This is a genomic window from Mesorhizobium sp. M8A.F.Ca.ET.181.01.1.1, assembly GCF_004792025.1.
In the GTDB taxonomy this organism is placed as follows: domain Bacteria; phylum Pseudomonadota; class Alphaproteobacteria; order Rhizobiales; family Rhizobiaceae; genus Mesorhizobium.
The window spans coordinates 1-22,778 of sequence record NZ_SRTV01000023.1 but is presented as its reverse complement, the minus strand read 5'-3'; the positions used below and the strand labels follow the sequence as shown (position 1 = coordinate 22,778).

Annotated in this window: 22 protein-coding genes and 5 pseudogenes; 10 read left to right on the top strand and 17 right to left on the bottom strand. The window is 59.7% G+C overall.

The window, feature by feature from the left end; all coding sequences use genetic code 11:
* A partial coding sequence (locus EN824_RS36605) for a zincin-like metallopeptidase domain-containing protein (RefSeq protein ID WP_272483034.1) occupies positions 1-240 on the top strand: 240 nt, incomplete at its 5' end.
* A 285-nt stretch (positions 241-525) separates the two neighbouring features.
* Here the strand turns inward: EN824_RS36605 and EN824_RS33085 are convergent.
* The 7 genes and pseudogenes from EN824_RS33085 to EN824_RS33055 form a co-directional block, all read right to left on the bottom strand.
* Entirely contained in the window at positions 526-756 is a 231-nt protein-coding gene (locus EN824_RS33085; RefSeq protein WP_335930848.1) for a hypothetical protein, read from the bottom strand.
* Positions 757-1,026: 270 nt separating this feature from the next.
* The gene (locus EN824_RS33080) at positions 1,027-1,491 is read right to left on the bottom strand and encodes a hypothetical protein (protein WP_135880779.1); all 465 of its coding nucleotides are present in this window, start codon (positions 1,489-1,491) and stop codon (positions 1,027-1,029) included.
* A 770-nt stretch (positions 1,492-2,261) separates the two neighbouring features.
* Positions 2,262-3,434, bottom strand: coding sequence for a PHB depolymerase family esterase (locus EN824_RS33075; protein ID WP_135918172.1), 1,173 nt, complete (start codon positions 3,432-3,434; stop codon positions 2,262-2,264).
* 295 nt (positions 3,435-3,729) lie between these two features.
* The gene (locus tag EN824_RS33070) at positions 3,730-4,620 is read right to left on the bottom strand and encodes an NAD(P)/FAD-dependent oxidoreductase (RefSeq protein WP_135906959.1); all 891 of its coding nucleotides are present in this window, start codon (positions 4,618-4,620) and stop codon (positions 3,730-3,732) included.
* Positions 4,621-4,682: 62 nt separating this feature from the next.
* A pseudogene (locus EN824_RS33065) lies at positions 4,683-5,344 on the bottom strand (SDR family NAD(P)-dependent oxidoreductase).
* A 15-nt stretch (positions 5,345-5,359) separates the two neighbouring features.
* Positions 5,360-6,535 carry a zinc-dependent alcohol dehydrogenase gene (locus EN824_RS33060; RefSeq protein WP_135880775.1) on the bottom strand — a complete coding sequence of 392 codons (1,176 nt, stop codon included), beginning with the start codon at positions 6,533-6,535 and terminating at the stop codon, positions 5,360-5,362.
* Between the two features lie 387 nt (positions 6,536-6,922).
* A complete protein-coding gene (locus tag EN824_RS33055; RefSeq protein ID WP_135918171.1) occupies positions 6,923-7,291 on the bottom strand; it encodes a hypothetical protein in 369 nt (122 codons plus the stop codon).
* Positions 7,292-7,736: 445 nt separating this feature from the next.
* Between EN824_RS33055 and EN824_RS33050 the strand changes: the two genes are divergently transcribed.
* On the top strand, positions 7,737-7,955 hold the full coding sequence (locus tag EN824_RS33050) for a hypothetical protein (RefSeq protein WP_245521065.1): 219 nt from the start codon (positions 7,737-7,739) through the stop codon (positions 7,953-7,955).
* Between the two features lie 371 nt (positions 7,956-8,326).
* Here the strand turns inward: EN824_RS33050 and EN824_RS35455 are convergent, their stop codons facing one another.
* Entirely contained in the window at positions 8,327-8,482 is a 156-nt protein-coding gene (locus EN824_RS35455) for a hypothetical protein (RefSeq protein WP_189522265.1), read from the bottom strand.
* A 144-nt stretch (positions 8,483-8,626) separates the two neighbouring features.
* Between EN824_RS35455 and EN824_RS33040 the strand changes: the two genes are divergently transcribed.
* The 3 genes from EN824_RS33040 (at position 8,627) to EN824_RS33025 (ending at position 10,429) form a co-directional block, all read left to right on the top strand.
* Positions 8,627-8,809 (top strand): hypothetical protein, encoded by a 183-nt coding sequence (locus EN824_RS33040; protein WP_135880771.1) that lies wholly within the window; start codon positions 8,627-8,629, stop codon positions 8,807-8,809.
* The gene (locus tag EN824_RS33035; protein WP_135879692.1) at positions 8,806-9,018 is read left to right on the top strand and encodes a DUF768 domain-containing protein; all 213 of its coding nucleotides are present in this window, start codon (positions 8,806-8,808) and stop codon (positions 9,016-9,018) included. Before EN824_RS33040 ends, EN824_RS33035 begins: the two co-directional genes overlap by 4 nt.
* Before the next feature lie 1,198 nt (positions 9,019-10,216).
* Positions 10,217-10,429 (top strand): hypothetical protein, encoded by a 213-nt coding sequence (locus EN824_RS33025; protein ID WP_135880770.1) that lies wholly within the window; start codon positions 10,217-10,219, stop codon positions 10,427-10,429.
* Positions 10,430-11,255: 826 nt separating this feature from the next.
* Here EN824_RS33025 and xth read toward each other — a convergent pair.
* Together xth and EN824_RS33015 are read right to left on the bottom strand one after the other, a co-directional pair.
* Positions 11,256-12,032 carry an exodeoxyribonuclease III gene (xth, locus tag EN824_RS33020; protein ID WP_135918170.1) on the bottom strand — a complete coding sequence of 259 codons (777 nt, stop codon included), beginning with the start codon at positions 12,030-12,032 and terminating at the stop codon, positions 11,256-11,258.
* 15 nt (positions 12,033-12,047) lie between these two features.
* Positions 12,048-12,227, bottom strand: coding sequence for a DUF3606 domain-containing protein (locus EN824_RS33015; RefSeq protein WP_135880768.1), 180 nt, complete (start codon positions 12,225-12,227; stop codon positions 12,048-12,050).
* Between EN824_RS33015 and ligD the strand changes: the two are divergent.
* Positions 12,159-14,024 (top strand): annotated as a pseudogene (gene ligD, locus EN824_RS33010) (DNA ligase D); the annotation flags it as partial. The gene EN824_RS33015 and the pseudogene ligD overlap by 69 nt on opposite strands.
* 59 nt (positions 14,025-14,083) lie before the next feature.
* The gene (locus tag EN824_RS36740; protein WP_335930849.1) at positions 14,084-14,284 is read left to right on the top strand and encodes a hypothetical protein; all 201 of its coding nucleotides are present in this window, start codon (positions 14,084-14,086) and stop codon (positions 14,282-14,284) included.
* Positions 14,285-14,296: 12 nt separating this feature from the next.
* On the opposite strand, the pseudogene EN824_RS33005 reads toward EN824_RS36740, so the two are convergent.
* A pseudogene (locus EN824_RS33005) lies at positions 14,297-15,025 on the bottom strand (IS5 family transposase).
* Between the two features lie 140 nt (positions 15,026-15,165).
* On the opposite strand from EN824_RS33005, the gene EN824_RS33000 reads away from it, so the two are divergent.
* A complete protein-coding gene (locus EN824_RS33000) occupies positions 15,166-15,483 on the top strand; it encodes a hypothetical protein (RefSeq protein WP_135880767.1) in 318 nt (105 codons plus the stop codon).
* Between the two features lie 788 nt (positions 15,484-16,271).
* On the opposite strand, the gene EN824_RS32995 is transcribed toward EN824_RS33000, so the two are convergent.
* From EN824_RS32995 to EN824_RS32985, 3 genes are all read right to left on the bottom strand, one after another.
* A complete protein-coding gene (locus EN824_RS32995; RefSeq protein ID WP_135906964.1) occupies positions 16,272-17,396 on the bottom strand; it encodes an FAD-binding oxidoreductase in 1,125 nt (374 codons plus the stop codon).
* Positions 17,397-17,460: 64 nt separating this feature from the next.
* Positions 17,461-19,002, bottom strand: coding sequence for an amino acid ABC transporter permease/ATP-binding protein (locus tag EN824_RS36600; RefSeq protein WP_135906966.1), 1,542 nt, complete (start codon positions 19,000-19,002; stop codon positions 17,461-17,463).
* A gap of 95 nt (positions 19,003-19,097) precedes the next feature.
* Positions 19,098-19,940: an ABC transporter substrate-binding protein gene (locus EN824_RS32985; RefSeq protein ID WP_135880764.1), complete on the bottom strand. Its 843-nt coding sequence runs from the start codon at positions 19,938-19,940 to the stop codon at positions 19,098-19,100.
* A 218-nt stretch (positions 19,941-20,158) separates the two neighbouring features.
* Here EN824_RS32985 and EN824_RS32980 point away from each other — a divergent pair, with 218 nt between their 5' ends.
* Complete coding sequence (locus tag EN824_RS32980) at positions 20,159-21,226, top strand: LacI family DNA-binding transcriptional regulator (RefSeq protein ID WP_135880763.1); 1,068 nt, start codon at positions 20,159-20,161, stop codon at positions 21,224-21,226.
* A 67-nt stretch (positions 21,227-21,293) separates the two neighbouring features.
* Here EN824_RS32980 and EN824_RS32975 read toward each other — a convergent pair.
* Together EN824_RS32975 and EN824_RS36735 are read right to left on the bottom strand one after the other, a co-directional pair.
* Positions 21,294-21,535 (bottom strand): annotated as a pseudogene (locus EN824_RS32975) (TOBE domain-containing protein); the annotation flags it as partial.
* A 113-nt stretch (positions 21,536-21,648) separates the two neighbouring features.
* A pseudogene (locus EN824_RS36735) lies at positions 21,649-22,028 on the bottom strand (ATP-dependent DNA ligase); the annotation flags it as partial.
* A gap of 152 nt (positions 22,029-22,180) precedes the next feature.
* Between EN824_RS36735 and EN824_RS32965 the strand changes: the two are divergent.
* Positions 22,181-22,387 carry a DUF3606 domain-containing protein gene (locus EN824_RS32965; protein ID WP_135880762.1) on the top strand — a complete coding sequence of 69 codons (207 nt, stop codon included), beginning with the start codon at positions 22,181-22,183 and terminating at the stop codon, positions 22,385-22,387.
* A 277-nt stretch (positions 22,388-22,664) separates the two neighbouring features.
* Here the strand turns inward: EN824_RS32965 and EN824_RS32955 are convergent.
* Positions 22,665-22,778: transposase domain-containing protein (locus EN824_RS32955; RefSeq protein WP_135932099.1), on the bottom strand; the 114-nt coding region annotated here is incomplete at its 5' end.

The window sequence follows — 22,778 nt, the reverse complement described above, 5'->3', positions numbered from 1 at the left end:
CACAGTTCACGCTTGGCCCGTGACTGCTCCGGCCCTTCGGGCTCCAGAAAATATGCGTTCGAGGAACTCGTGGCAGAGATCAACGCTGCCTTCTGCTGCGCAGCCTTGGGGATCGTGCCCACGGTACCTCGGGAACACGCTATGTCAGGTACATATTATACCAGCATACCAAATAGGCAAGTGCTTTGCTGCCCGCTCGGGTTGCTGGCTGAGCAAGCGTGGGCCCACCAATTCCGTTGAATTGGCATGTCGTCTGGTCCGATAGTTCCGGATCCCGAGGGTCAGGCGGGACTTCCAAGCCCCCCATGCGAAACGTCCGCTATCGCCATCCCGAAGTCGCGAACTGTCATTCGGCTTTCGGCGCCGTTCATGCCATTGCTGATGATCAGGGAACTGCGGAATGGGCAGGCTTGTTGACGTCAAAACACAGAACGCCCTCTCAACGTTCGCCATTCGTGTTTCGAAGGTCGCATAAAAGGGCAGTCTGGAACGTATCCGAGGCCGACGAGCCCAAGACAATAAGCTTCAAAGGACCGTTATCTTCGAGTAGCGGACCACAATTTTATCCTGCCGGAAGCGGCGCTCTAGATCGCTGCGTCGACGCTGCCATTCCAAAGCGTCCACCTTCGGCGTCATCACCTCGAAGACGACGATATCGTCCCGGTCTGTTTCTCCGCCGTCCTTCCAAAGACCCTCCGCAGGCGCCTGGAGATAGGCGGTCACCCCATCGAAGCGGGCGGCCAATTCTTCTTTCACGCGGTCGAAATCCGTTCGGGGGAAGGGTTCACCCTGGTTGTCTGAGCGGGGCAACAGTATTTGGACAAGATACATAGCAAGCACGCTACGCTGCGGATCTCAGCGGACCACTTCCGAGGAACATGCTCGGCAGCTAGCTCCATGAGGCAAAAGGAAACGAGCGACGCTCGCCCGTTTTTTCACGGTTGGCGATCTCAGGTCCAAAATACCGTCGGTCACGTGCTTGGACCTTTTCCGACCGCTGCCTCTTTCAGTTTCCTGAGGCGTCTCTTACTCACTTGCGTGAGTTAGGATGCGGAATACTGGCCAATGCGCCATGGCGTCGCGCAATTTGCTGAAAGCCTTGCCTTCCTTGTCGATGGCAGATCGGACTTGAACTGCGGCCCATCCGGCTTTCATCGTCCCGCCGACATGGCAATGGCAAACTATAGCGTGCAACTGCCAATCCGCTAGGTCGAAGAAGCGCTTCGCTTCGCCATACGTATCGTTCTTCAATCCTTGCGCGCACAACATTGGATCGGCGAAAGCGATGCTGATCGCGGAGCCGAGGGACTGGGCTTTCTCGCGCACACCCAAGGTCATGTATTCCGTCCCGGGGAAGGCGGCGAGACACCGCTCGGGATTTCGTTCGAGCAGCATGGCCCAATGTTCCAAACGCTCACGCCGCGTCATGGCCGGGAAGGATTCTTCGACTTCCGCGACCCCATGCAGTTCTTCAAGTGTCTGATGTTTCATGGACGTCTCCTGTTGGCGAGGCGCTTGCCTGCAAATTGCACAGGCCGGAATGGGCCTCAGTCGTCCCTATACCGGCGAACCCGCAATCCGTCGGGAAGTTCCATCGCCGAGAAAATTTGACCGTGCGCCTGCCTTGATTTCCACCGTCTCGCTGGCCTTGGAAGTGACCTTGCGCGGCCATCTCGCCTAGGCCGCCTTTTTGGGGACGGCCAAGAGACTGGGTCATTGGCTACGCCAGCGCCGCCGGCCACCGCGTCGTTGCAAGCGCCACATGAGAGGCTCCCGCAGCCTTCTCGGTCTGCTTAGGTTTCTACTGCCTGGGGTAGATGATCGCTTGGCTCCCCAAATGGTGCACAAGCCCTTCCTCGCCATCGATGATTACGCAGAGTTATCCGGGGGCACCGTACGCCTACCGGACAGCAACGACCGGCCGACTGATGGGCAATGCCGCTATTCGACGGTCGCGACCATTCTTCTCATGGGACAAAAGCGGCGCAGGGGTTGTTCACCGAGTGGCCGAGGAAGTCGTGCAGGGAGGTTGACTACTGCTTTGTGGAATGCGTAGGTGACGGGCTCGCAACCCCGCGTCCAGGGTGCGCTTTCCACCGATAGAGGCAAAATAATGGGCGACAAATATCCGAACGTCGAAAGGCTGGCCGGTGTTGTCGGCGCGGGCGAGAAGGATCCGATTACAAAGCTACCGCGTTCCTTAGTTCAGAGCCTCTACTGCGCTTAGCCGTGCTTACGGAACCTTAAGGGTTTGCGCTCTCCTACCGCATCAGGCCCGCGGCACGCAGAGCGTCCTCGATGACCTTCCTCACCGCTCGACCCTTCGATAACCCCACATCTATGCGATCTGGTTCTGCAAGCCTGGCCTTAGCCGGCTCCACGGCCGCTGGCCGAAGATCAAATGCTGATGGCTTTCTCTCGACCCTCGGCTCAGCAGGCCTCGGCGCGGACCTAGCCCTCGCTGACCCTCTCGCGTCAACGGCATCGCCGAGAGCCCAGAACCGCGCCAACTCCTCGGTTGATGAAATTCCTACATCGAGCATGTAAGGCCCGGCCGTGCCAACGCCGTTGCCGATGGGGGTACCGTGGCCCATACCTGCAATCATATTGATCTCGATCTTCGCCTCGCCTGCTTCGTCAGCCCAGACCCGCCGGCTTCGTGCGCGCTCGCTTGTCGAATGCGTGGGCGCCGTGTCGAGTTTGTGCACGTCGCGCCACTGGGCCGCGATGGATTCCGCGTTGGTAGAGGCCACAATATGATCGCCGGAGCCGTGCCAGATCGAAATCTTGGGCCACTGCCCATTGTGCTTGGAAGCTTTTCGCAAGAGCCGCTGCAACTCCTTATCAGAAGGGATGCCGTGGCCACGCATCCGATCGAACGCTGCCGGAATGGTTGTCGCGCAGCTGAAGGGCATCCCGGCAATGATGCCGCCGCCGGCGAACACCTCAGGATAAGTAGCGAGCATCGCGGCGGCCATTGCGCCGCCGGCTGAAAGACCGGTGACGAATATTTGCTTTCGGTCCAGGCCGTGGGCAACGACCACTGTCTCGATCATCTGCCGGATCGAGAAGACCTCGCCACGATCGCGCGTAATGTCTGCCGGCAGGAACCAGTTGAAGCAGAGCTTCGGATTGTTGGCGCGTTGCTGCTCGGGGTAGAGAAGCGCGAAACCGGCCTCGTCAGCGAGTTGCGACCACCCCGACTGATGGTCGTAACTGGCTGCATTCTGGGTGCAACCGTGCAGCACAACGACCAGCGGCGCCCCATCCGGGAGGTCAGCGGGCATATAATATTGTGCCTGCAAGACACCAGGATTGGAGCCGAAATTTACTAGGGGGGAGAGGCGATCGGCGGATGTGAAAGAGGTGGGATGTGTGCCTTGTAGCCCGCGCAGTGCTGCAAGGCGCGCGATCTTATCGGAGACTTTTCGCAATTGAGCCGTCCTTGTTTTTGACGCCCGGGATTGGACGGCGTGTGTGCAACGCACTCGCAGCAATATCGTTGCTGCACTGCACAATAACAATGGAGACAGACTTGAATGGGACAATGGCCGGCCCTACGGACCGGCCGATCTGCAAATCAGTGTCGAGAGGTTTATGTGCGCTGCCGTTCACCGAGTCGTGAAGAGCATGCTCAACAAGCGCCCAGCGAACCAAAAGTTCCGAAACGTTCAACATGAGGGCCGACCCCCGAACCGACCATTTCCGCCCGCAACGCGCCCAGTTTTCCTAGTCGGTGGTCGCAAGATAGCGGTGCATGGCGACGGCGGCGATCGCCGCGTGCCCAAAGGCCACCGCGATCTGGTTGATTTCGTCGACGACGTCGCCTGCTGCATAGAGGCCCGCTATGCCGGTGCGCTGGTGTGAGTCCACGACCAGATTGCCGGCCTCGTCGAATGCCGCGCCGAGATCGATGGCGAGCTTTGAGCGCATGGTGCAACCCATGGCGGGATAGATCGTGTCGAAGGAAAGCGTCCTCCCGTCTAGAAGACTTACACGAACCTTTTGGTCCTCTGCGCGTATCGAATCCGGGAGGCATTCTTGCACCGTGACGTCAGCCCCGTGGAGCAGTTCACACGCGGCGGGGTTAAGGTCAGATATCGGATCAGTCACGAGCAAAGTGACGTCTCTGGAATAAGTCCGCAGGAAGACGGCCTCCTTTGCAGCCCGGTCTGCAGGGCCGATTACGGCGACGCGTTTATCGACAACCTCGTAGGCGTCGCAAATCGGGCATAGCCGCAGCGCGCCACTTGCGATCATGTTGGCCACATCCGGAATGGGAGGAAGCGTATCGACTATGCCGGTGGCGATGAGCACCGCGCGCGCCCGAATAGGAAAGGATGCCGCGGCGACGAAATCATCTCCTTCGCGCAGCAGCGCCGTCACTGTATCGTTGATGAGGTCAACGTTACACATCAGCGCCTGCTGCCGCAGGCGTTCAAGCAGGTCGACGCCGACGATGCCGTCGGGATAACCAGGACAATTGTAACTGACGGGAATCCATTTCGCGCGGCTTTCCCCGGCGTCGACGACGATGACCCGACGGCGAAACCGCCCGAGGTATGTCGCCGCCGCCAACCCGGCCGGGCCGCCGCCGACTATGAGACAGTCGCACCTCATGTTGTAGTTCGAATCCTCGTTGTCTCGGGGACACGCAAGAGTCGGCGGATTGGGCTCACGCACTAGTCGTCAGCCGAACCGGGCTCGGCCATCTTCCGATGCTGCTCGGCAAGCAGGCGCGCTGGCGTACCGTTGGCGACTGCGGACTGGATTTTGTTTCAGGCCGCTGACAGTGTCGCCATCGCCCCGCATCATCGCGTCCCAACCTGCTTTCGACATCGGCGGGATCGACTTTCTCCTGCTGACCGACGTTGGTATCGAGCATATCGGCCCTTTCGAAGAAGCGAGAGCCCGGCATGAAACCGGCAACCGAGCCGGTGAGAAGTATTTTGCCCCGGTTTGGTTCGCGCATGTCACATCCGACCTTTTGCGTTAGGTAGATCGCGACGATGTTGATGTCGACAACGCGCTTGGCCTCGTCAATATCCTGGTCGAGAAAGGCGTGGCCGAGGCCACATCCGGCGTTTGCGATCAGGATTTCGACCGGACGCCCTAGGTCGCGCGGGGCATCATAGCGTTGGTCGACACCCTCGGTGGTGGAAGCCTGAACGGCTTGAACCTTGGCTCCCTGGGCCTTGAGCGTCCTGGCGGCCTCGTGGATATCGCGTTCGTCGGCAGCGATGGTAAGATCATATCCCTGTTCAATCGCGAGTTTCGCAAGTTCGAGGCCAATGCCGCTAAAGGCGCCGGTGACGATGGCGAGGGGTCGTGAGGGATCAGACATGTGCTACCTCCGTCGTCAGGGCTTGAGAACGACTTTGATGCAGCCGTCCTTCTTGTCGTTGAACATCTTGTAGAGGTCAGGGCCCTCCTCGAGGCTCGCCGTGTGGGTGATCACGAAGGATGGGTCGATGTCGCCGTTCTCGATATGAACAAGAAGTTTCGACAAATAGCCCTGTACCGGCGTCTGGGCCATGCGCATCGTCAGACCCCGGTTGATGGCGGATCCAAATGGGATCTTGTCGAGAAATCCGCCGTAGACGCCGACAATGGAGACCGTGCCAAAGTTGCGCGTGCAGTGGATTGCCTGACGCAGGACATGCGGCCGGTCCGTGCCCATGAAGGTCGCGACCTTCACCCGGTCGACCATCGCGTAGAAGCTGGAATTGGCCAGCGGCTCGGTACCGACCGCATCGATACTGGCGTCTGCTCCGCGCCCTTTGGTCAACTCCTGGATGCGGTCGTAGACATCTTCATCCAGGAAATCGACTGTGATGGCGCCGGCGGCGCGCGCCAGTTCCAATCGCTCCGGAACCGTATCAATGGCGATAACGCGCTCTGCCCCAAGCAGAAACGCGCTCCTGATCGCCATCTGTCCCACCGGGCCGCAGCCCCAAATGGCGATCGTGTCACCCTGTTGGATGTCGCAGAAGTCCGCCGCCATGTAGCCAGTTGGAAAAATGTCGGAGAGGAATAGCACCTGTTCGTCGCTCAGGCCTGCCGGCACCTTGATCGGCCCGACATCGGCGTAGGGTACGCGAAGATACTCCGCCTGGCCGCCAGGGAAACCACCGAGGAGGTGCGAGTAGCCAAAAAGGCCAGCTGGCGAATGACCCCACAATGTCTGAGCCTTTTCCTTGCTTTTCTGCGGATTGGACCGCTCGCAGCCGGAGAAGGCGCCGCGCTTGCAGAAGAAGCACTCGCCACAGGCGATGACGAACGGCACCACGACGCGGTCGCCAACCTTTAGGTTGGAGACGCTGGATCCGACTTCGACAACCTCGCCCATGTTCTCGTGGCCGAGCACATCGCCGCTGTGCATGTCGGGAATAACGCCATTGTAGAGGTGGAGATCGGAGCCGCAGATGGCGCAGGAGGTGACCTTGATAATCGCGTCCGTAGGCGCTTCGATCGTGGGGTCGGGCACGCTCTCGCAACGAATGTCATGTTTGCCGTGCCAGGTGAGTGCGCGCATCGTAACCTCTCGCTGAATTCAAAGCCTAAGCTCTGGCGCGCCTCGTTGTTCCGAAATCCTAGTACAGAAGTGACATTCGCCGCTGCGAGAATTGCATCGGTCGCCCATTGCCGGGGGCGTCCGTCGTCCACTTCTTGGGGCAAAGGTGTGCGGGTTCGCGGTAAATGCCGGCTTTGATCAGGCAGAAGAGGGCAGGCGGATAAGCGCGACCGGAAGCGCGCGCTTGTGTGAGTTGCCCGAAGCATGTGAAGTATCCGACTGTAGTCGGCGTCGTCGACCTCTCGGCCTTCCAGGCGCTGATCCGGGCGCGCCGGCCAGCGCGAATTGGGCAATCATGCGCTGACGCGCTTTGATGTTGCCGAGCACGAAATCCTAACGGCCGGCATCCTAAGATGAGCGCCGGCGAACCTTATAGACGGCAACATCGCGTCGGTAGCCGGCCGGATGTCGATGCGGAGGACCTCGTCCGCCTGTATCGTGTCCGCTGTGTGTGGCTCTCGTCAGCCTGGGTTCCATAAGGAAGCCGAACGGCCAGAAACTCTGCCTCGTTTCCGGCCAGCCGTGATCATCGACGGCGCGTTGCGCCAGGAACGCAGCCAACGAATCAACTCCGCCGCTGATCCCGAGCACATAAGTGCCGAGACCCGATGCCCGCAGATAGGAAGCGAGGAAGTCGATGCGCTGCCGGCCTTCCTGTGCGAAATCGAAACGGGACGATACTCCTAGCGTCTCGATGATGCACTGCTGCTTTCTCATGCGCGCTCACTCCTGCTCAAAGCATTCCATCGATTCCCGCCGCCACGAGATCGGCAGGGGTGACCGTCTCCACTTGCATCCCAAAGCGGCTCTCGTAGATGGCCAGCATGGCGTCGTGCAGTCCGCTCCGGAGCAGATCGCGTCTGCAACAATGACGCGGTTGCCCGAAATCGCAAAAGCTTCATGGGACGCTTCGTGACAAGCCGCCAGCAGACAGGCGCTCGACCGCGCCAACAAATTGCGCGATCTCGTCGAACAGGATTGGTTGACGCCCGAACGATAGATTCCACGCAGGCAAGTGAACGGGGATGCAATCAGCCGCTGACCCGCACCGACGCTTCCTCGATCGCCGGCTTGAGCTCGTGAGCTTCATATAGCTTCTGGAGGGTGAGTTCGTCCTCGAACTCACCCTCCAGGCCGTCGGAACCGTAGGACCGAGGTCCGAGTGCCGACCCTTGTCGACCAGCTGCCCGACGGCGAGAACTGGCTGCACGAGGTGAAGTTCGACGGCTATCGCTCGCAGCTCGTCATCGACGAGGATGGCACTCGTATTACACGTGCAACGGTCTCGACTGGACCTCAAAATATCGCACCCTGGTCGAGGATTTTCGCACAGGGCGGCTCACGAAATTCTCGCTTTCAGGAAACTTTTTCATGGTTGTGAGATTGAACGCCTATGGCGCTCTATTTCTTCGACTTTTTGGATAATGGCGTAGCTCAGCCCGACGAGGTGGGGACAGACTTATCCAGTTTCGATGCGGTCAAGCGTGAGGCCGCCAGGTGATAAAGGAAGTGTTGCCGGATGGCCCCCATCGGGAGCTGCCATTCAAGGTCCGGGACGAGAGGGGCCGCCAGCTTCTGCAAGTGGCTATGACTTTTCATATTCAGATTGATTCTTAGGCCGTGACACACAAATGTTGTGTCCGGGATTTCCCAGATAGCGTAGGATCCTTAAGTCGCCCGCAACTGCACGGCAAACGGTCGCTTGGAAGCCAACTCCGGTGCTTTCGCCCAATCTTGGGAGGAAGCATGGCTTCAGAAATACCCCTCGATTCCGTCGAAATAACCGAGAACCTCGGCGAGTGGTTCGTTCGCGTTGTGCGGAATGGCAACGCGACAATCAAGTCGTTCGAGATCGAATCGTATGCGCGGGCCTTCGCAGAGGGCCAACGGATCGGCCTCGGCCTGCATAAACTCTCAGTGGAGGGTGAGGGTCCGCGAAGACGCCTGGACCGAAGGCCACGGCAATAACGTTTGACATTGGACGGCTGAATTTCGTGTTGAACCTTTTCAGACTCATTTCTTTCTTGGCTTGTCCTGCCAAAGGAGGCTGTCATGACGCAACGCAAGGTCGATCGCGAAAGGATCGAAAGAGCCGACCGGGAAAGCAAGCTTGTGCTGGATGCGGAGCGGAAGGCAAGGGCCGATAAGACCGCTCGATTGAGAGAGCAGCGGCTTAAAGCCGCGCAATTGTCCTCGCAGGAACCAAAGCCGGCGACGAAGCTTAAGCGTCAATGAGCGCGCGCGGCAGCAACTTCCTGGACCAGTGGATCGCCAACACTGTTCCCGAAACTGCCCATGCGGAGGTGGACGAGCTCGCCCACAAGCTCATTGCCAACGCCAAGGCGATCGGAATTAAGCGGGCCGAAATAGACGAAGAGGTCGACAGTCTCTACCGCACGATCCTCGACGCGATCATACATTTCGAACCGGGGCTCCCTGAGTGAATCAGCAGGTTGCGCCAACCTTCGTAATTTACCCACCACCCATCAAGGGCCTGCCTTTTTTGGCAGTCCAGATGATGCCGGACGGATCGATAACGGCGCGGCAGTTTCCCTCGCTGGAGGAAGCGGTTGCGTTCAACAACGAGCAGTCTGAGGCTTGGCTGCGAAGGCAATCGTCGCCTTGACTCGTTCCCATTTTGGTCTTCCCTGACGGCAACGATTGAGCATGACGTAATCTGTGTGGACGCGTTTTCGTAAAGACGACAATCCCCGACATGGTTCGTCGGTTCGAATTCGCCCATCCGGGCGATGTCGAACGACTGAGCAACAGCTTCCCGCTGTGAAACAGCGCGCCGAGCCTGACCTATCCGATCATCATGCGTGAGGAGTTGTCGACCAGCATGGGCGGCCTTGTCTCGGCGCGCTGGGGCCTGGTTCCCGGTTGGGCTCGGGAAGGCGGTGGTCGACCGCCGCCCGTCAACGCGCGGTGCAGCGATCGTCAGGGGGCTCGCGCATGGGGGCTGCGGAGCGCTATTGACCTCGCTTCGCTGTTGGCGATACGCGGACGACACGAGGCCGCCCAAGCACTCCTTCGGCCAATTTTCGCCCGATTCTGGGAGAGGGTTTGGAGACAGCTGACCTGCAGCTAGCCACACGTTTGCTGGTTACGCCGAATTAGCGTGGCTTTGACAGCGTCGCGGGCAGGCAGCATCGCGATCCCGGCTGCTGCTCCCGATGTGACCGTTCGCGATTTGAACCTAAGGAGATAGCCATCCCTGGACCGCTTGATACCGTGAAAATAGCCTTGCAGGCTAAAAGCCCGCTCACTGTATGGGTCGGCTACCCGCCTGTTTGTGCATATTGTTCTCTTCTGTTTTAGATGATTTCCCCGGCATTGTTCCAACCCGAGTCACGTAGAGCGTTCCCGCCGCTATTTCGTGATGATCCAGTCGGCTGAAGGGTAGGTTGCTGAGAACCTTGAAGCGCTCACGGGTTACGGCCGCTGTGGCGCTGGAGCTCGACCACTCGATCGGAACCCTGTGCGCCCGATCGGCTGTCCATTGCACAGGACCTCAGTGTCGACCCGGTCCCGAAAGAAAACAGACAGGAGGCAACCCGGACGCGTGTCTTGCCGTTAGGTGTCAGTTGCTGAATTTCAGCCGGCGGCAAACGCCCGCGACTCTTTCCGGGAGCACAGTCCATGCCTCCACTGGTGCTTTTTGTGATCAAAAACCTTGCTGCAGGCGCGATCATCGGATTGACGGTGGCGGGCTGGCTCGTGGCCTTTGGCGCTATCGGCAGCCATATACCGGCAGGCAGCGGCGCTTATCTGGCTGTTGGGATGATCGCCTATTCGATGGCCTCTTGCTTCGGAATGGGATTTCTGGCCACAGCCCTGATGTTTCTGGAATAAGGGCGATCCTGCCCTAATCAAAGCCGAAGCGGACATACCGTCCTCTTGAAGAGTTTCGGCATCGACAGGGGTGGAAAGTCCAAAGAAATCCGCGGGCCGCAGGCGAAACGGGGTTTGCCGCTTTCGCTTGTAACCGGAGTGGCATTGACGTCCTAGAGGCGCAGAAGGACAGCACAATCGTCTATGAATCGTCGGCAGTTGGCCAATTGCTACGCACGACGGTCAGGTTCGCACCGGACGGATCCATGCGACGGTCGTCACGATCGTCGATTCGAGTTTCGAGCTGGATGAGGAAGGCGTGAAAGTGGTGCCCGGACTTGCGGTGCCGGTGGAGATAGACCGGGATTGCATAGCATTTGCTCACGGGACGCGCTGGCTGACGCTATCCGCTAGATCCGGGAAGATACCGCCCTTTGGCCTGTCAGTAATGACGTCTGCGTATGGCGTGGTCGTCTTTGTTGGTTGCGACGGTGAGGCAGTCGATCCAGAGATCCTTCATGCTTGCTACGTCGATATCTTATTGGCGTAGTCGCGCGCAAGCGCATCGACCGCTTTGGAATTGGCTCGATCGCAAAAGTTCTCCGGCACTGCCAAAGCGTGATCATAGTCGGGCAGATCGAAAAACATCGGGTGACGCACGCAATCAGCGCCGCGATCTAGTTCGGCGGCTGGTTTCGACTACCTGAGGCAGTGCAAGGCGTAGTAATGCTGCAAGACCCGCCGCCCTTCCGACGAATGCTACAAATTTCTGACAAAGAGTGGCGAAGTTAGCAGCCCGCAGCAACGAACGCCGTCTGAATCGCTGGCGGGATCGCCTCGACTCGGGCTACTCAAGCTCTATCCACGCCGGCGCATGATCGCTCGGCTTCTCCCAGGCCCGGGTCTCTACATCCACCCCGGCATCGCCAAGCCGAGGCGACAGCGAGGGACTGACCAGCAGATGGTCCATTCGCAGGCCCGAACTCCTGTCGTAGCCGCCGCCATAGGTGTGATTCCAATAAGTATAGACACCCCTTTGCGGATGGATGCGCCGGACCGCATCGACCCAGCCATCCTCAAGCATCCCGGCATAGGCTTGCCGACTCTCGGGAAAGTACACTGCATCGCCAAGCCATCGTCGCGGCACCACTGCATCAATCGGGGTTGGGACGACATTGTAGTCGCCACACATCACGGTCGGTGCGCCCTCTTTGAGGAGACCCCGGCCGTAGCTGATCAGGCGGTCGAACCAACGCAGCTTGTAATCAAACTTGGGACCAGGGGCGGGATTTCCGTTTGGCAAGTACAGGCAGCCGACAACGAGCCCACTAACCTCCGCCTCGATATAGCGGCTATGGCTGTCGTCAGGGTCGCCGGGAAGCCCGCGCCGGCGCTCAACGGGGTCTGCTCCGCGAGCCAGGATAGCAACACCATTATAGGATTTCTGGCCGTGCCAGATCGCGCCGTATCCCGTCTCGCGGATCGCCTCAACCGGAAAATTCTCGTCGGATGTTTTCAGTTCTTGAAGACAGACGACGTCATAACGCGTGGCCCTGAGCCACGCGAGGAGGACCGGCAGCCGACCGTTAACACCGTTTACATTGAAGGTGGCGATACGGATCATCGCTTGCGCACCCAGCTATTTCTTGAGCTTGTCCTCAACCTTCTTGCGGCTGTTACCAACCGATTTCACGGCCGACTTCACCTCGGGCTTGCTTGCTCCGGTCTTGCCCGCCTCATACTTGACTTCATGATCCTGCCCACCAGCGACCTTCGCGCGATCCTGGCTGCGGCCGCGAGTTGTTTGAGTAGTTGCCATTTTCTTGCTCCAAGGTTGCGTTCCAGTTCTGAACAACGCAGCCGGACTCTTCCGGTTCAATTCAACGACGCGCGTGTGGAACAAAATCCCAGGGCGAGGATTGAATCGCACCATGTATTCGAGTTCGGCATGTCGGCCGTAGAGGCCGCCCTCGGCAAAAAGCGTACACGGCGCAGAGACTCAGACTCTACCCCGCGATACCCACTCCCCACGTTTCGGCCATTTCAGCTCTGCACGCTGACCGACGACATTCCGGTGGGCGCCGATTGGCTCTTCGAGATGAAGTTCGACGGCTATCGAGCCCAGGTCGCTGTCTCCGGATCGGAAGTCGTCGTCTACACCCGCAACGGTCACGACTGGACCCGCCAGTTCAAGGTGGTCCTCCCACCGCTGCGGAAACTCACCAAAGGCTCGGCGCTGATCGACGGTGAAATCGTCGCAATCGACAGCCAGGGCCGCACGAATTTCTCCATGCTCAAAACTGGCATTGCTGCCGGCATGCCGCTCAAGTTCTACGCCTTCGACCTGCTCGAACTTAACGGCGGCGATATCTCGAACCAACCGCTCCTCGAGCGCAAGGAGCGGCTTGCGGAGCTTTTGGGCGAACCCGACCCGGATGAAGCTCTGCAGTTTTCCAGCCATATTGCCGATCATGGAGAGAAAATCCTCGAGACCATGTGCGCCGGGGGCCACGAGGGAGTGATCGCCAAGCGCGCGGACAGCCGCTATGTCGGCGACCGAACTGCCACCTGGCTCAAGATCAAGTGCACGAAACGACAGGAATTCGTGGTCGGCGGCTACCGCCCGAGCGACACTGGCCGCGGCATGGCATCGCTGATCCTGGGCACATACGAGAATGGCAAGCTGGTGTACCGGGGACGTGTTGGCACCGGCTTCACCGAGGCGATGCGCAACAAGATCCTTGCCCAGCTTGAACGACGGCGAATGGAAAAACCGGCTTTTTCCTCTGTGCCGCTCGACATCGCGCGTCGCGCCCGCTGGGTGAAGCCCGAACTCGTTGCCGAGGTAACCTATTCAGAGGTGACACCAGATGGCAGTCTGCGGCATCCCAGTTTCGAGGGGATGCGTGAAGACAAGCGAGCCGATCAGGTCGTCATGGAAGTGGCGAAGACGTCTGGTTCCGCCGACCTCGATCCGGCAATCGGCAAGGAGATCGCCGCTGCGGTTGGAGTCAAACTCACGCATCCGGACAAGCTCATGTACCCCGGAACCAAGGCGACAAAGGCGACGCTCGTCGCGTACTACGCAGCGGTTGCCGAGAGGATGCTACCGCACATCCAGGATCGGCCCCTTTCGCTGGTGCGCGACACCGACGGCGACCTGCAGCAGAGCTTCTTTCAGAAGCACAAGTTGCCTGGCATGCCGAAGGCCATCCATGACGGGCAGCTGGAGAAGATGTCCGGCAAGGAAAGCCGCATCCTCTGGGTCGACGACCTGGCCGGGCTGATCGCCGGCGTACAGATGAACGTGCTCGAATTCCATGTCTGGGGCAGCCTGCGGCAGCAGCCGAGCCTGCCACATCGCATGATCTTCGACATAGATCCGGACGAGGGCCTGAACTTCCGTGACGTCAAGCAGGCAGCGCTTGATATCCGAAGCATTCTGGAAGCGCTCGGCCTGCAGTCGTGGCCGTTGCTATCCGGCGGCAAGGGCGTTCACGTCGTCGTTCCGATTATTCCCGAAGCAAACTGGGAGAAGGTCAAAAGCTTCTGCCAGGACTTCGCTGAACTGCTGGCTCGCACCGACCCTTCGCGTTTCGTGGCCAACATGAGCAAGGCGAAGCGCAAGGGCCGCATGTTTCTTGACTACCTACGCAACGACAAGGCGCAACGGCAATCTGCCCCTGGTCGACCCGTGCGCGGCCCGGTGCCTCCTGCGCCGTGCCGGTCACCTGGGACGAGTTGCCGACTTTCAAAAGCGCTACCACGTTCGACGTCCTTGCCGCTGCCGCGCGGGCTCAAGAGCCCGACGCCTGGCAGGGTTACTTCGATGTTGAGCAAACGCTGACTGACCGCATTCGCAAAGCAATTCGATAACGATGCTGCTTCCTAGGACGTAGACTCATTACCGCGTAGCCAGATGCGAATTGAGACGAGTTTGAGTGCGGCTAGGTAGTTCTCGGCCAGCTTGTCGTATCGAGTTGCGATGCAGCGGAACTGCTTGGCTTTGTTGAAGAAGCGCTCGACGAGGTTACGCGCCTTGTAGAGGAACGGGCTGAAGCAGATCGGGTCTTGGCGATTGGCCTTTGGCGGGATATTTGGCCCAAGCATTTTGTTCGGTGATGGCAGCGCGCAAAGCGTCGGCATCATAGCCTTTGTCGGCGAGCAGCATGGCCCCTTCAGGCAAATTCTTGATCAAGTCCGCTGCGGATGCGATGTCGCTCTTCTGGCCTGCCGTCAGTAACAGCTTGATCGGCCTGCCTTGCGCGTCAACAAGAGCATGGATTTTAGTTGTAAGCCCGCCTCGGGAACGACCGAGACAATGATCTCGGCCCCCTTTTTTGCCGTCGCACCCTGCTGGTGGACGCGAACAATAGAAGTGTCGATCTTCCGAACTTCGCCGTCATAGGTCTTGGTGACGGCCCTCATCGGGCGGTCCCAGACCCCAGCTTTGCGCCAGCGGTTGAACCGATTGTAGATTGTCGCAGGCGGCCCATAGCGGGCGGGAAGATCGGCCCAGCGAGCGCCTGAGCGCAACACCCAGAAAATACCGTTCATCACACGGCGGTCGTCCACGCGCGGGACGCCCCGCAACTTGTTGGGCAGATGTGGCTGGATCGCTTACCACTCGAACTCAGTCAGGTCATATCGGCTCATGCCGAGCGTGAATCAGATTTCACCGCAACATGAAAGCCGCCAGTCGATAGACGACCCATTCGGACATTCAACAACGAAGGCAGAAAGACTAAATTTCGCCCATGAGCGAGAACTCTTACACCTACTTTCGTGGACGCTGGCCGGATGACATTGTGCCGGAAGGTGAACCGCTCTGGCTACTGTATGAGGTAGATGAGGCGGCTGACAATGTTTTGCGGTCTGTGGAGATCTTTCCCAACGGGCAGGTCACTCGCAACAGTGTTGGACTTGAGCAGCGCAACGGAGACCACTGTCCGTCGCTGATTGATGTCAGCTGGCGCGAAGGCATGGCTGAGGCAAAGCTCGAGAAGATCAGTGCAGATATGTTTGAAGAGCTATATCAAATTGGAGCAGATACACCCTTTTGGTTTGTCCGTTAGCCACCCATCCCGGCCATCTCGTATTTATGAGTTTACGGCCTAGATAGTCAGGGAGATTTGCCGACCTGGCCCGGATCAGGTGTCGCCCAAATTCGGTTAGCGTCACTCCGAGCAAACGGATTCCGGACAGGGAACACCCGATCGGGGGGAGTGCCGCCAGCGGGGGATTGCTGATGCACGCGATCGTGCGGCTGCGCGGGTTTGCTGCAAGTCGGCGTTTTTCACCGTCAGAGCCACCCGTACGGCTCCTCGATGCTTGGCACTCCATCGCGCAAGCCTCCAAACGCTTTACTACCTGAATCGGATCGGGCTTTTCAGCTGAGGGCCGTGGCTAGTGGCCGGGAGGTCCAGGTGATCAGTGATGACATGGCGGCACTGCCGGGAGTCTATCTTGGGTGGGACAGCTAGGAAAAGCTCCTCAATCTTAGGATGGGCGGTGGCGTTGCGAAACGCTCAACCAAGTCAGTCAGGGCGGGCGGCCATGAATCTTCCCACCTTTCTCACTGAATTACTGGCTGGCCAGCGCTGGCGTATACGGTGCCACCGCGATTCCGCGATATCGCTACCGCCCGGCGTCGGTGAGTATTCAACCCTCTACTTGCTGATGGCCGATGACGGTCGCCAGGACGGAGATCACAATATTCGGCAGCGCGATCCCGATGCCCAAGAAGGTGAGAATTTGAAGCCAAACCCAGCGCGACGAGGGACGAAGTCACCATTGTCTGCAACGGTCGACCGCAACCGCCGGCTATTGTTCGGCTTGGCGCAATTGCCCTTGGATTTGGTACTCAAGAAAATCGAGTTGGCCGAAAGTTTGCAAGGAGCGGATGTTCTTTTCCGGTGGCGATCTCGCCGGCAAGCAGTTCGCCGGCAATCAGCCCAAGCGTCGCGCCGCTGTGGCTGAAGGCGACGTAATATCCCTGGATGTCCTTCAGCTGGCCGAAGACCGGCTCGCCGTCGCCGGGGATCGGCTTGGGGCCGACGCCGTAGCTTTCCAGTTCCAGTTTCGGATGACCCTCAAGAACCTTCGAGGCTTCATCGAGAAGGCCCTGTACGGTCGAATCCTTCACACCATAGGTGCCGTCGGAATCGACGGCCACCTCTTCTTCCGACCAGGCGGAATCGAGCGCGAGAGCTCCGTCCGGCGTCGGGCGGATGGCGACGCGCGGTGTGTTGAGCACGGCCCGGAGGGGCAAATCGACCGATTTGGTCCTGACCAGCAGAGCGATCGGCGATCCGTCGTCGATATGCTCCCCGGTGACCGCGACCATTCGCGGCACGTCGCCGCCGGTCGCCAGCAGGACCGCATCGGCAGCGAAGCTGGCGCCGTTTGTCGTGGTCACGCCGGTGGCGCGGCCGTCAATGACGGTGACCGCGGCGCTTCCGGCGTCGGTGACCAGTTGCCCGCCACGCTGCAGGAATTCCGCGATCAATATCTCGATCAGCGACGGCAGGTCGACCCACCCCTCGCCAGGGTTGAAGATCGCACCTTGAGGCGTGACAGCGCTTGCGGCGATGCCGGGGGTAGCTGAAGCGATGGCACCCGCGGACAGATGTTGCGCGTCATAGCCGAGGCCCTTTTCATGGGCGAAGATATCCGCGATCTCGTTGGAGGCGTCATCGGCATCCCATGTCAGGCCGCCGTCAAAGCGCAGCCAGGCAACATCCGGATATCTTGCCGAGAGCGTGCGGTAGCGGTCGATACCGATCATGCGCAGGCGATGATACTCCGCTGATCGCCTGCGCGCGGAATTCAACCAGGCGAGCGAGCGGCCGGAAGCTCCATTGGCGAGCGGTCCATCATTGACCAGAACGGTTTCGATCCCGAGCCTCGCAAGATGAACCGCCGAGGAGACACCGAAAATGCCGCCCCCGACAACAACGACCTTTGAGACCGAACGTGAGGTAGCCATGGGATATTCTTTCGATTGGTGGAGGTTGGTGGGGCGACCGTTTCAGGGGGCCGCGATCGTGGGATCAAAGCACTTCGGCTAGGAAGTGCTTCAGGCGTGCGCTTTTCGGTGTATCGAAGATCGCAGCGGGCGTGCCGGCCTCGATGACGCGGCCCTCATCCATGAAGACGACCTGATCGGCCACCTTGCGAGCAAAGCCCATTTCATGGGTGACGACAACCATCGTCATGCCGCGCCGGCCGAGATCCGCCATCAGATTTAGGACGCCCTTCACCAGTTCGGGATCGAGAGCGCTCGTAACCTCGTCGAACAGGATGACCTCCGGGTCCATTGCCAGCGCGCGGGCGATTGCCACCCGCTGCTGCTGACCACCGGATAGGCTGCCGGGACGATGGTTCTTGCGGGCAGCCAGCCCGACATCGGCAAGGCGCGCCTCGGCGATGCGCTCGGCCTCCGGCACCGGGAGGCCTTTTACCTTCGTCAGCGACAGCATGACGTTTTCCAGGGCCGTGTGGTCGGGAAACAGATTGAACTGCTGGAACACCATGCCGACACGCCGGCGCAGCTTTTCAGTCTTCATCGCCAGGATGCTCGCGCCATCGAGCAACACGTCGCCGCCCTTGGGCTCGACCAGGCGGTTGAGGCAGCGCAGCAAGGTCGACTTGCCCGAACCTGATGGACCAATGACGCATGTGACCGTGCCAGGCTTGACCGTCAGGCTGACGCCTTTGAGAACATTGAGATCGCCGTAGGCCATGTCGAGATCGGTGACGGCAAGACTGCCGCCCTTGAACCGGGGCAGCGCCGAGCGGTCTTCAGGGCTGGTCTCCGAAGGCGGGCCGCCGATGGCGCTTTCCAGTTCGCTGACTTCGGCAAGGCCGCTGGTGACGAGGCCAGGCCTTTGCTTGCCGACCCGCAGCGAGTTGTCGATGTAGTTGACCACATGGGTCAACGGCACGGTGATGACGAGATAGAAGACACCAGCCAGAAGCAATGGCGAGAGGTTTCCGGTGACCACCGCCTGGTCCTGCCCGACCCGGAAGATCTCACGCTCCGACGCGAGCAGGCCGAGGAAGTAGACAAGGCTCGAATCCTTGACGTTGCCGATGAACTGGTTGACCAGGGCCGGCAAGACGCGGCGGATGCCTTGCGGTATCACGATCAGGCGCATGCCCTGGCCGTAGCTCATGCTGAGCGCCCTGCAGGCCTCCATCTGCCCACGCTCGACGCTCTGGATGCCGGAGCGGAAGATTTCGCCGATATAGGCGCCGGCGATCAGGCTGAGGGCGAGGATGCCGAGCGGAAAGGGCGACGGCCCGAAGATCTCACGGCCGACGCGGGCAAAGCCCTGGCCGATGAGCAGAATCGTGACAATCGCCGGAAGGCCACGGAAAATATCGGTGTAGACGCGAGCCGGAATGCGCAACCAGCGCGATTGCGAGATGCCCATGACCGCAAGGATCATGCCCAGGATCATGCCGAGCACCGTGGATGCGGCGGCGAGGATCAAGGTGTTCTTCAATCCGATGGTGATCATGCTTGGCAGCACGTCCGCCATGGCTTGCCAGTCGAGGAAACTGCGCCGTAAGTTTTCAAGCCAGTCCATTCGGTCCCCTTTCCGTTGCGCTGTTGGCACCGGCAGACATCAAGCGCGGCAGGTAAGGTCCGGCCGCCGGCACCCAGACCGACGGCCGGGCGCGGCTACTTCTTGGGGAGATATTGGTCAGGCATCGGCGAACCGGGGAACCATTTTTCGTAGAGCGTCTTCCAGGTACCGTCCTGCATCGCAGCGTGAAGCGCGGTGTTCAATGCATCGCGGAACTTGTCGTTGCCCTTGCGTATCACGAAGCCGGCGGGAGCGTCGAAGGACGGAATGTTGATTGCGATCTTCAGCCCGGGATACCGCTCGCCATACTGCTTGGCGGCCTCGTAGTCGAGGAAATGAGCGTCCACCGTGCCATTATTGAGCGCCGAGACGGCCGAATTGTTGTCAGGAAATTTGACGAGATCGGTTCCGACAAAATTCTTCGCGGCGTAGATTTCCTGCAGCGTACCCTGGACGACGCCAAGACGCTTGCTCTTGAGCCCATCCGCCGACGTGATGGCCTTGTCGGCGGTCAGCACGGAGAGATAGCCTGCAAGATACCCGTCAGAAAAGTCGACCGTCTGCTTGCGCGCATCCGTCGTGCCGATCGCGGCGACAGCGACATCGAATCGCCCGTTGGCAACCGAGGGCATAAGCGCCGAGAATTCCTGGCCGGTGAAGATCACCTGGTCGGGTTTGAATCCAAGGCGACCAGCGACGTTGCGAAACAGTTCAAGGTCGAACCCTGTGAATGTGCCATCCGCCTGGGTGAAAGCGTATGGCTTGGCGTCTCCCATGGTGCCGACGCTGATGACCTTCGCATCAATGAGGCCAAAGGGATTGTCATCCGCCGCGGAAGCCCGCGAAACCAGACCCGCTCCGATGCATACAACCATAAGAGCCATTGCGCCGGCCCGGACCGGCGAGATCAACGGCTTGAGAATTCCAATCCTGCTCATGTCTTCTCTCCACTCTGAAAGTTGTTCTTCTGGTTTTGTCTGTTCCGGAAAATTTCACGCGGCACATCGTTCGTCGGCGCACCGCACGCTAGCTGTCACTCCGTGTCAGGAATCACCTTTCGTTAGAGACCGGTCTCTTATTGCGTGAGACCGGTCTCTTTGGTAAGGGTTACCGTCAGATTGACCTTCCGTCAATAACTCTTGTAAGTCCTCATTCGATGAAAACAACCGCGCCGAAACGGTCGATAACAGTCAGCGATGTCGCCCGCGCGGCAAACGTGTCGAAGGCGACAGCCGCGCGCGTGCTGGGTGGATACGGCGTGGTCAGCGAAGCGATCCGCGCTGAGGTTATGGCTGCGGCCAAGACACTGGATTACCGCCCTAACGAGCTGGCCCGTAGCATGACGACCGGCAGGTCCGGCATCATCGGAGTGGTGGTTGGCGATATTGAGAACCCCTTCTTCAGCCTGGCAGTGCGCGGTATCAGCGATGCGGCAAGGGCGGCTGGCTTCAATGTCATTCTGGCCAACTCCGGCGAGAAGATCGAAGTTGAAAAGGCAGCCGTGCGGCTTTTGATCGGCAAGCGCGTCGACGGGCTGATCGTCACACCGTCGGAATCGCGCGACATCTCGCACCTGCGCGACATCCATCGTTCTGGCCGGCCGCTTGCCCTGCTCGACAGGGCGCTGCCCGATCTGGATGTCGATACAGTCACGGTCGACGATCGCGGCATCGCCATGCGGGCGACCCGCGTTCTTGTGGATGCCGGACACCGCGACATCGCCTATGTGACCGCGGTCGCCTCCGAGGGGCGTGAGTACCGCGATCTCGGGCAAATCTACACCTCGTCGGTTCGCGAGCGTATCGACGGGTTCCTCGCCGTGTGCCGAGATGCCGGAATTGACCGGCCGGAACGTTTTGTTCGCCTTGGGGCGACTAGCCATGTCGAAACGCGCAGGGTTGCCGACGAAATGTTGTCAGGGCCGGATCGGCCGACGGCGATCCTTGCTTCCGACAGCGTCATAGCACTGGAGATATTCAGGGTGATCCGCCAGCGTGGCCTGCAGGTCCCCGAGGATATCTCCCTGATCACCTTCCATGATGCGGATTGGACGAGCGTGACAACCCCGCCAGTTACCGTCATCGATCAGCCCGTTTATGCGCTCGGCAACAGTGTCGCGGAACTGCTCATCCGGCGGTTAAAGGGCGAAATACGATCGCCCGAAAGGCTCATCCTGCCGACCACGATCATCGAACGCGGATCCGTTGGGCCGCCGTCGAGCTGAGGATCCTAGACGCCTAGCGCCAAGCGCAGGTACCGCAGCGGCGATCGGCCGATTGGTCCAGCCATGGCAGCGTCGAGCCGCGCCTGACCTCGACATTGCCCGGCAGCTTGGTCACCAGCGGAAGGTCGGCACGGCCGATGTCGATATAGACCAGCTGGACCTCGCCGAGCTGCTCGACATAGTCGACCGTCCTCTCGAACAGATAGTCCGTATCACTGGCGATCGCGAGATCTTCCGGCCGCACGCCGAAGCTGACCCCACTCCCTTTGCCGAAGCAGGCGTCGCGATCGGCACTGTCGCCTTGCGGCCATGGGCGTGCCGACCTGCCCGATGTGGCTCCGTGTCGCCTTTGTCACCAACCGGATACCCTCCAGCCCAGCCTGGTCGACCAGGTGAAAGATCGCTTTGGCATCGCCCGGCAACGGCTCGCTGAAATGGATACGGCGGCCAGGCTCGATCATACCGGCCAGGATTTCACGACGTTCCTCCAGCGCCATGTCGCGCAGATCATGACCATTGAGGTGCAACAGGTCGAACGCGACGAAATAGAGGTCGTGCTGCCGGCGGGTTATCGCTTTGCATCGTTCAGAACGATGATCTCGCCGTCGATAATGGCGCTTTCGGCGCCGAGCTGCGCGGCTTCCTCGACCAGGGTGCGATATTTTGAGGTCCAGTCGAGACCGTTGCGCGTGTAAACGCGGGTGCCATCCTCATCGATGACGAGCTGCGACCGATAGCCGTCGAACTTCACCTCGTGCAGCCAGTTCTCGCCGTCGGGCGGTTGGTCGACAAGGGGCGGCATCAAAGGCGCGACGAATTTCAAACGCATACTAACGGACTCGCAAACCGGCGATTCAATCAGCATTTGCTAAAATAGTTCCCAAATTGGCAGTGCCGGCCGAAACAAACTGGCGCACAGCACGTTGCGCTCGATCTCAGACGGGAGTGAAAACGATGACTGACGACAAGAACAAGCTTGGCTATCAGGATCGCGGCCGCGTGAGCGGAGATGAGGAATATGAGGTCGGCTACTTCGCCAGCAAATTCGGCCTGTCTATCCCGCAGGTCCGTGAATTGATCAAAAGGCACGGCAACGATCGCGACACCCTTGAGCGGGAGGCGAAAGCTCTCAATGCACGATCAAATGGAGCAACGTCTTGAAGCTTGAAAACGAAGTCCGCCACAAATCTGAGGAGGTGGATGATAGGGTCTTAGCGGACGCTGTCACGGCGCTTCAGAGGCGAGTTACGGTTAGTCACGACTTCGACATCCCCTACATTGCTGGCTATAGCGAAGATGCGAAAACCGTCTACATCGATCGGCATCTACCGCGCACGATCGCATGGAAGGGCGTCGACATGCGACTTACGCCCTTCCTGGTCACGCACGAGATTGTAGAGAAGGCACTCCTCGACGAGTTGAGGTGTAAGCGGTGTCCTCAGGCCACAGCCCTGAGCGCGGGAGCCCGGATGTAGGCCCACGGCAGGAGATCGTCGATCTGGCTGTTGGGGTGGCCGTTGACGATCCTGGTGAGGACGTCGGCGAGGTAGCC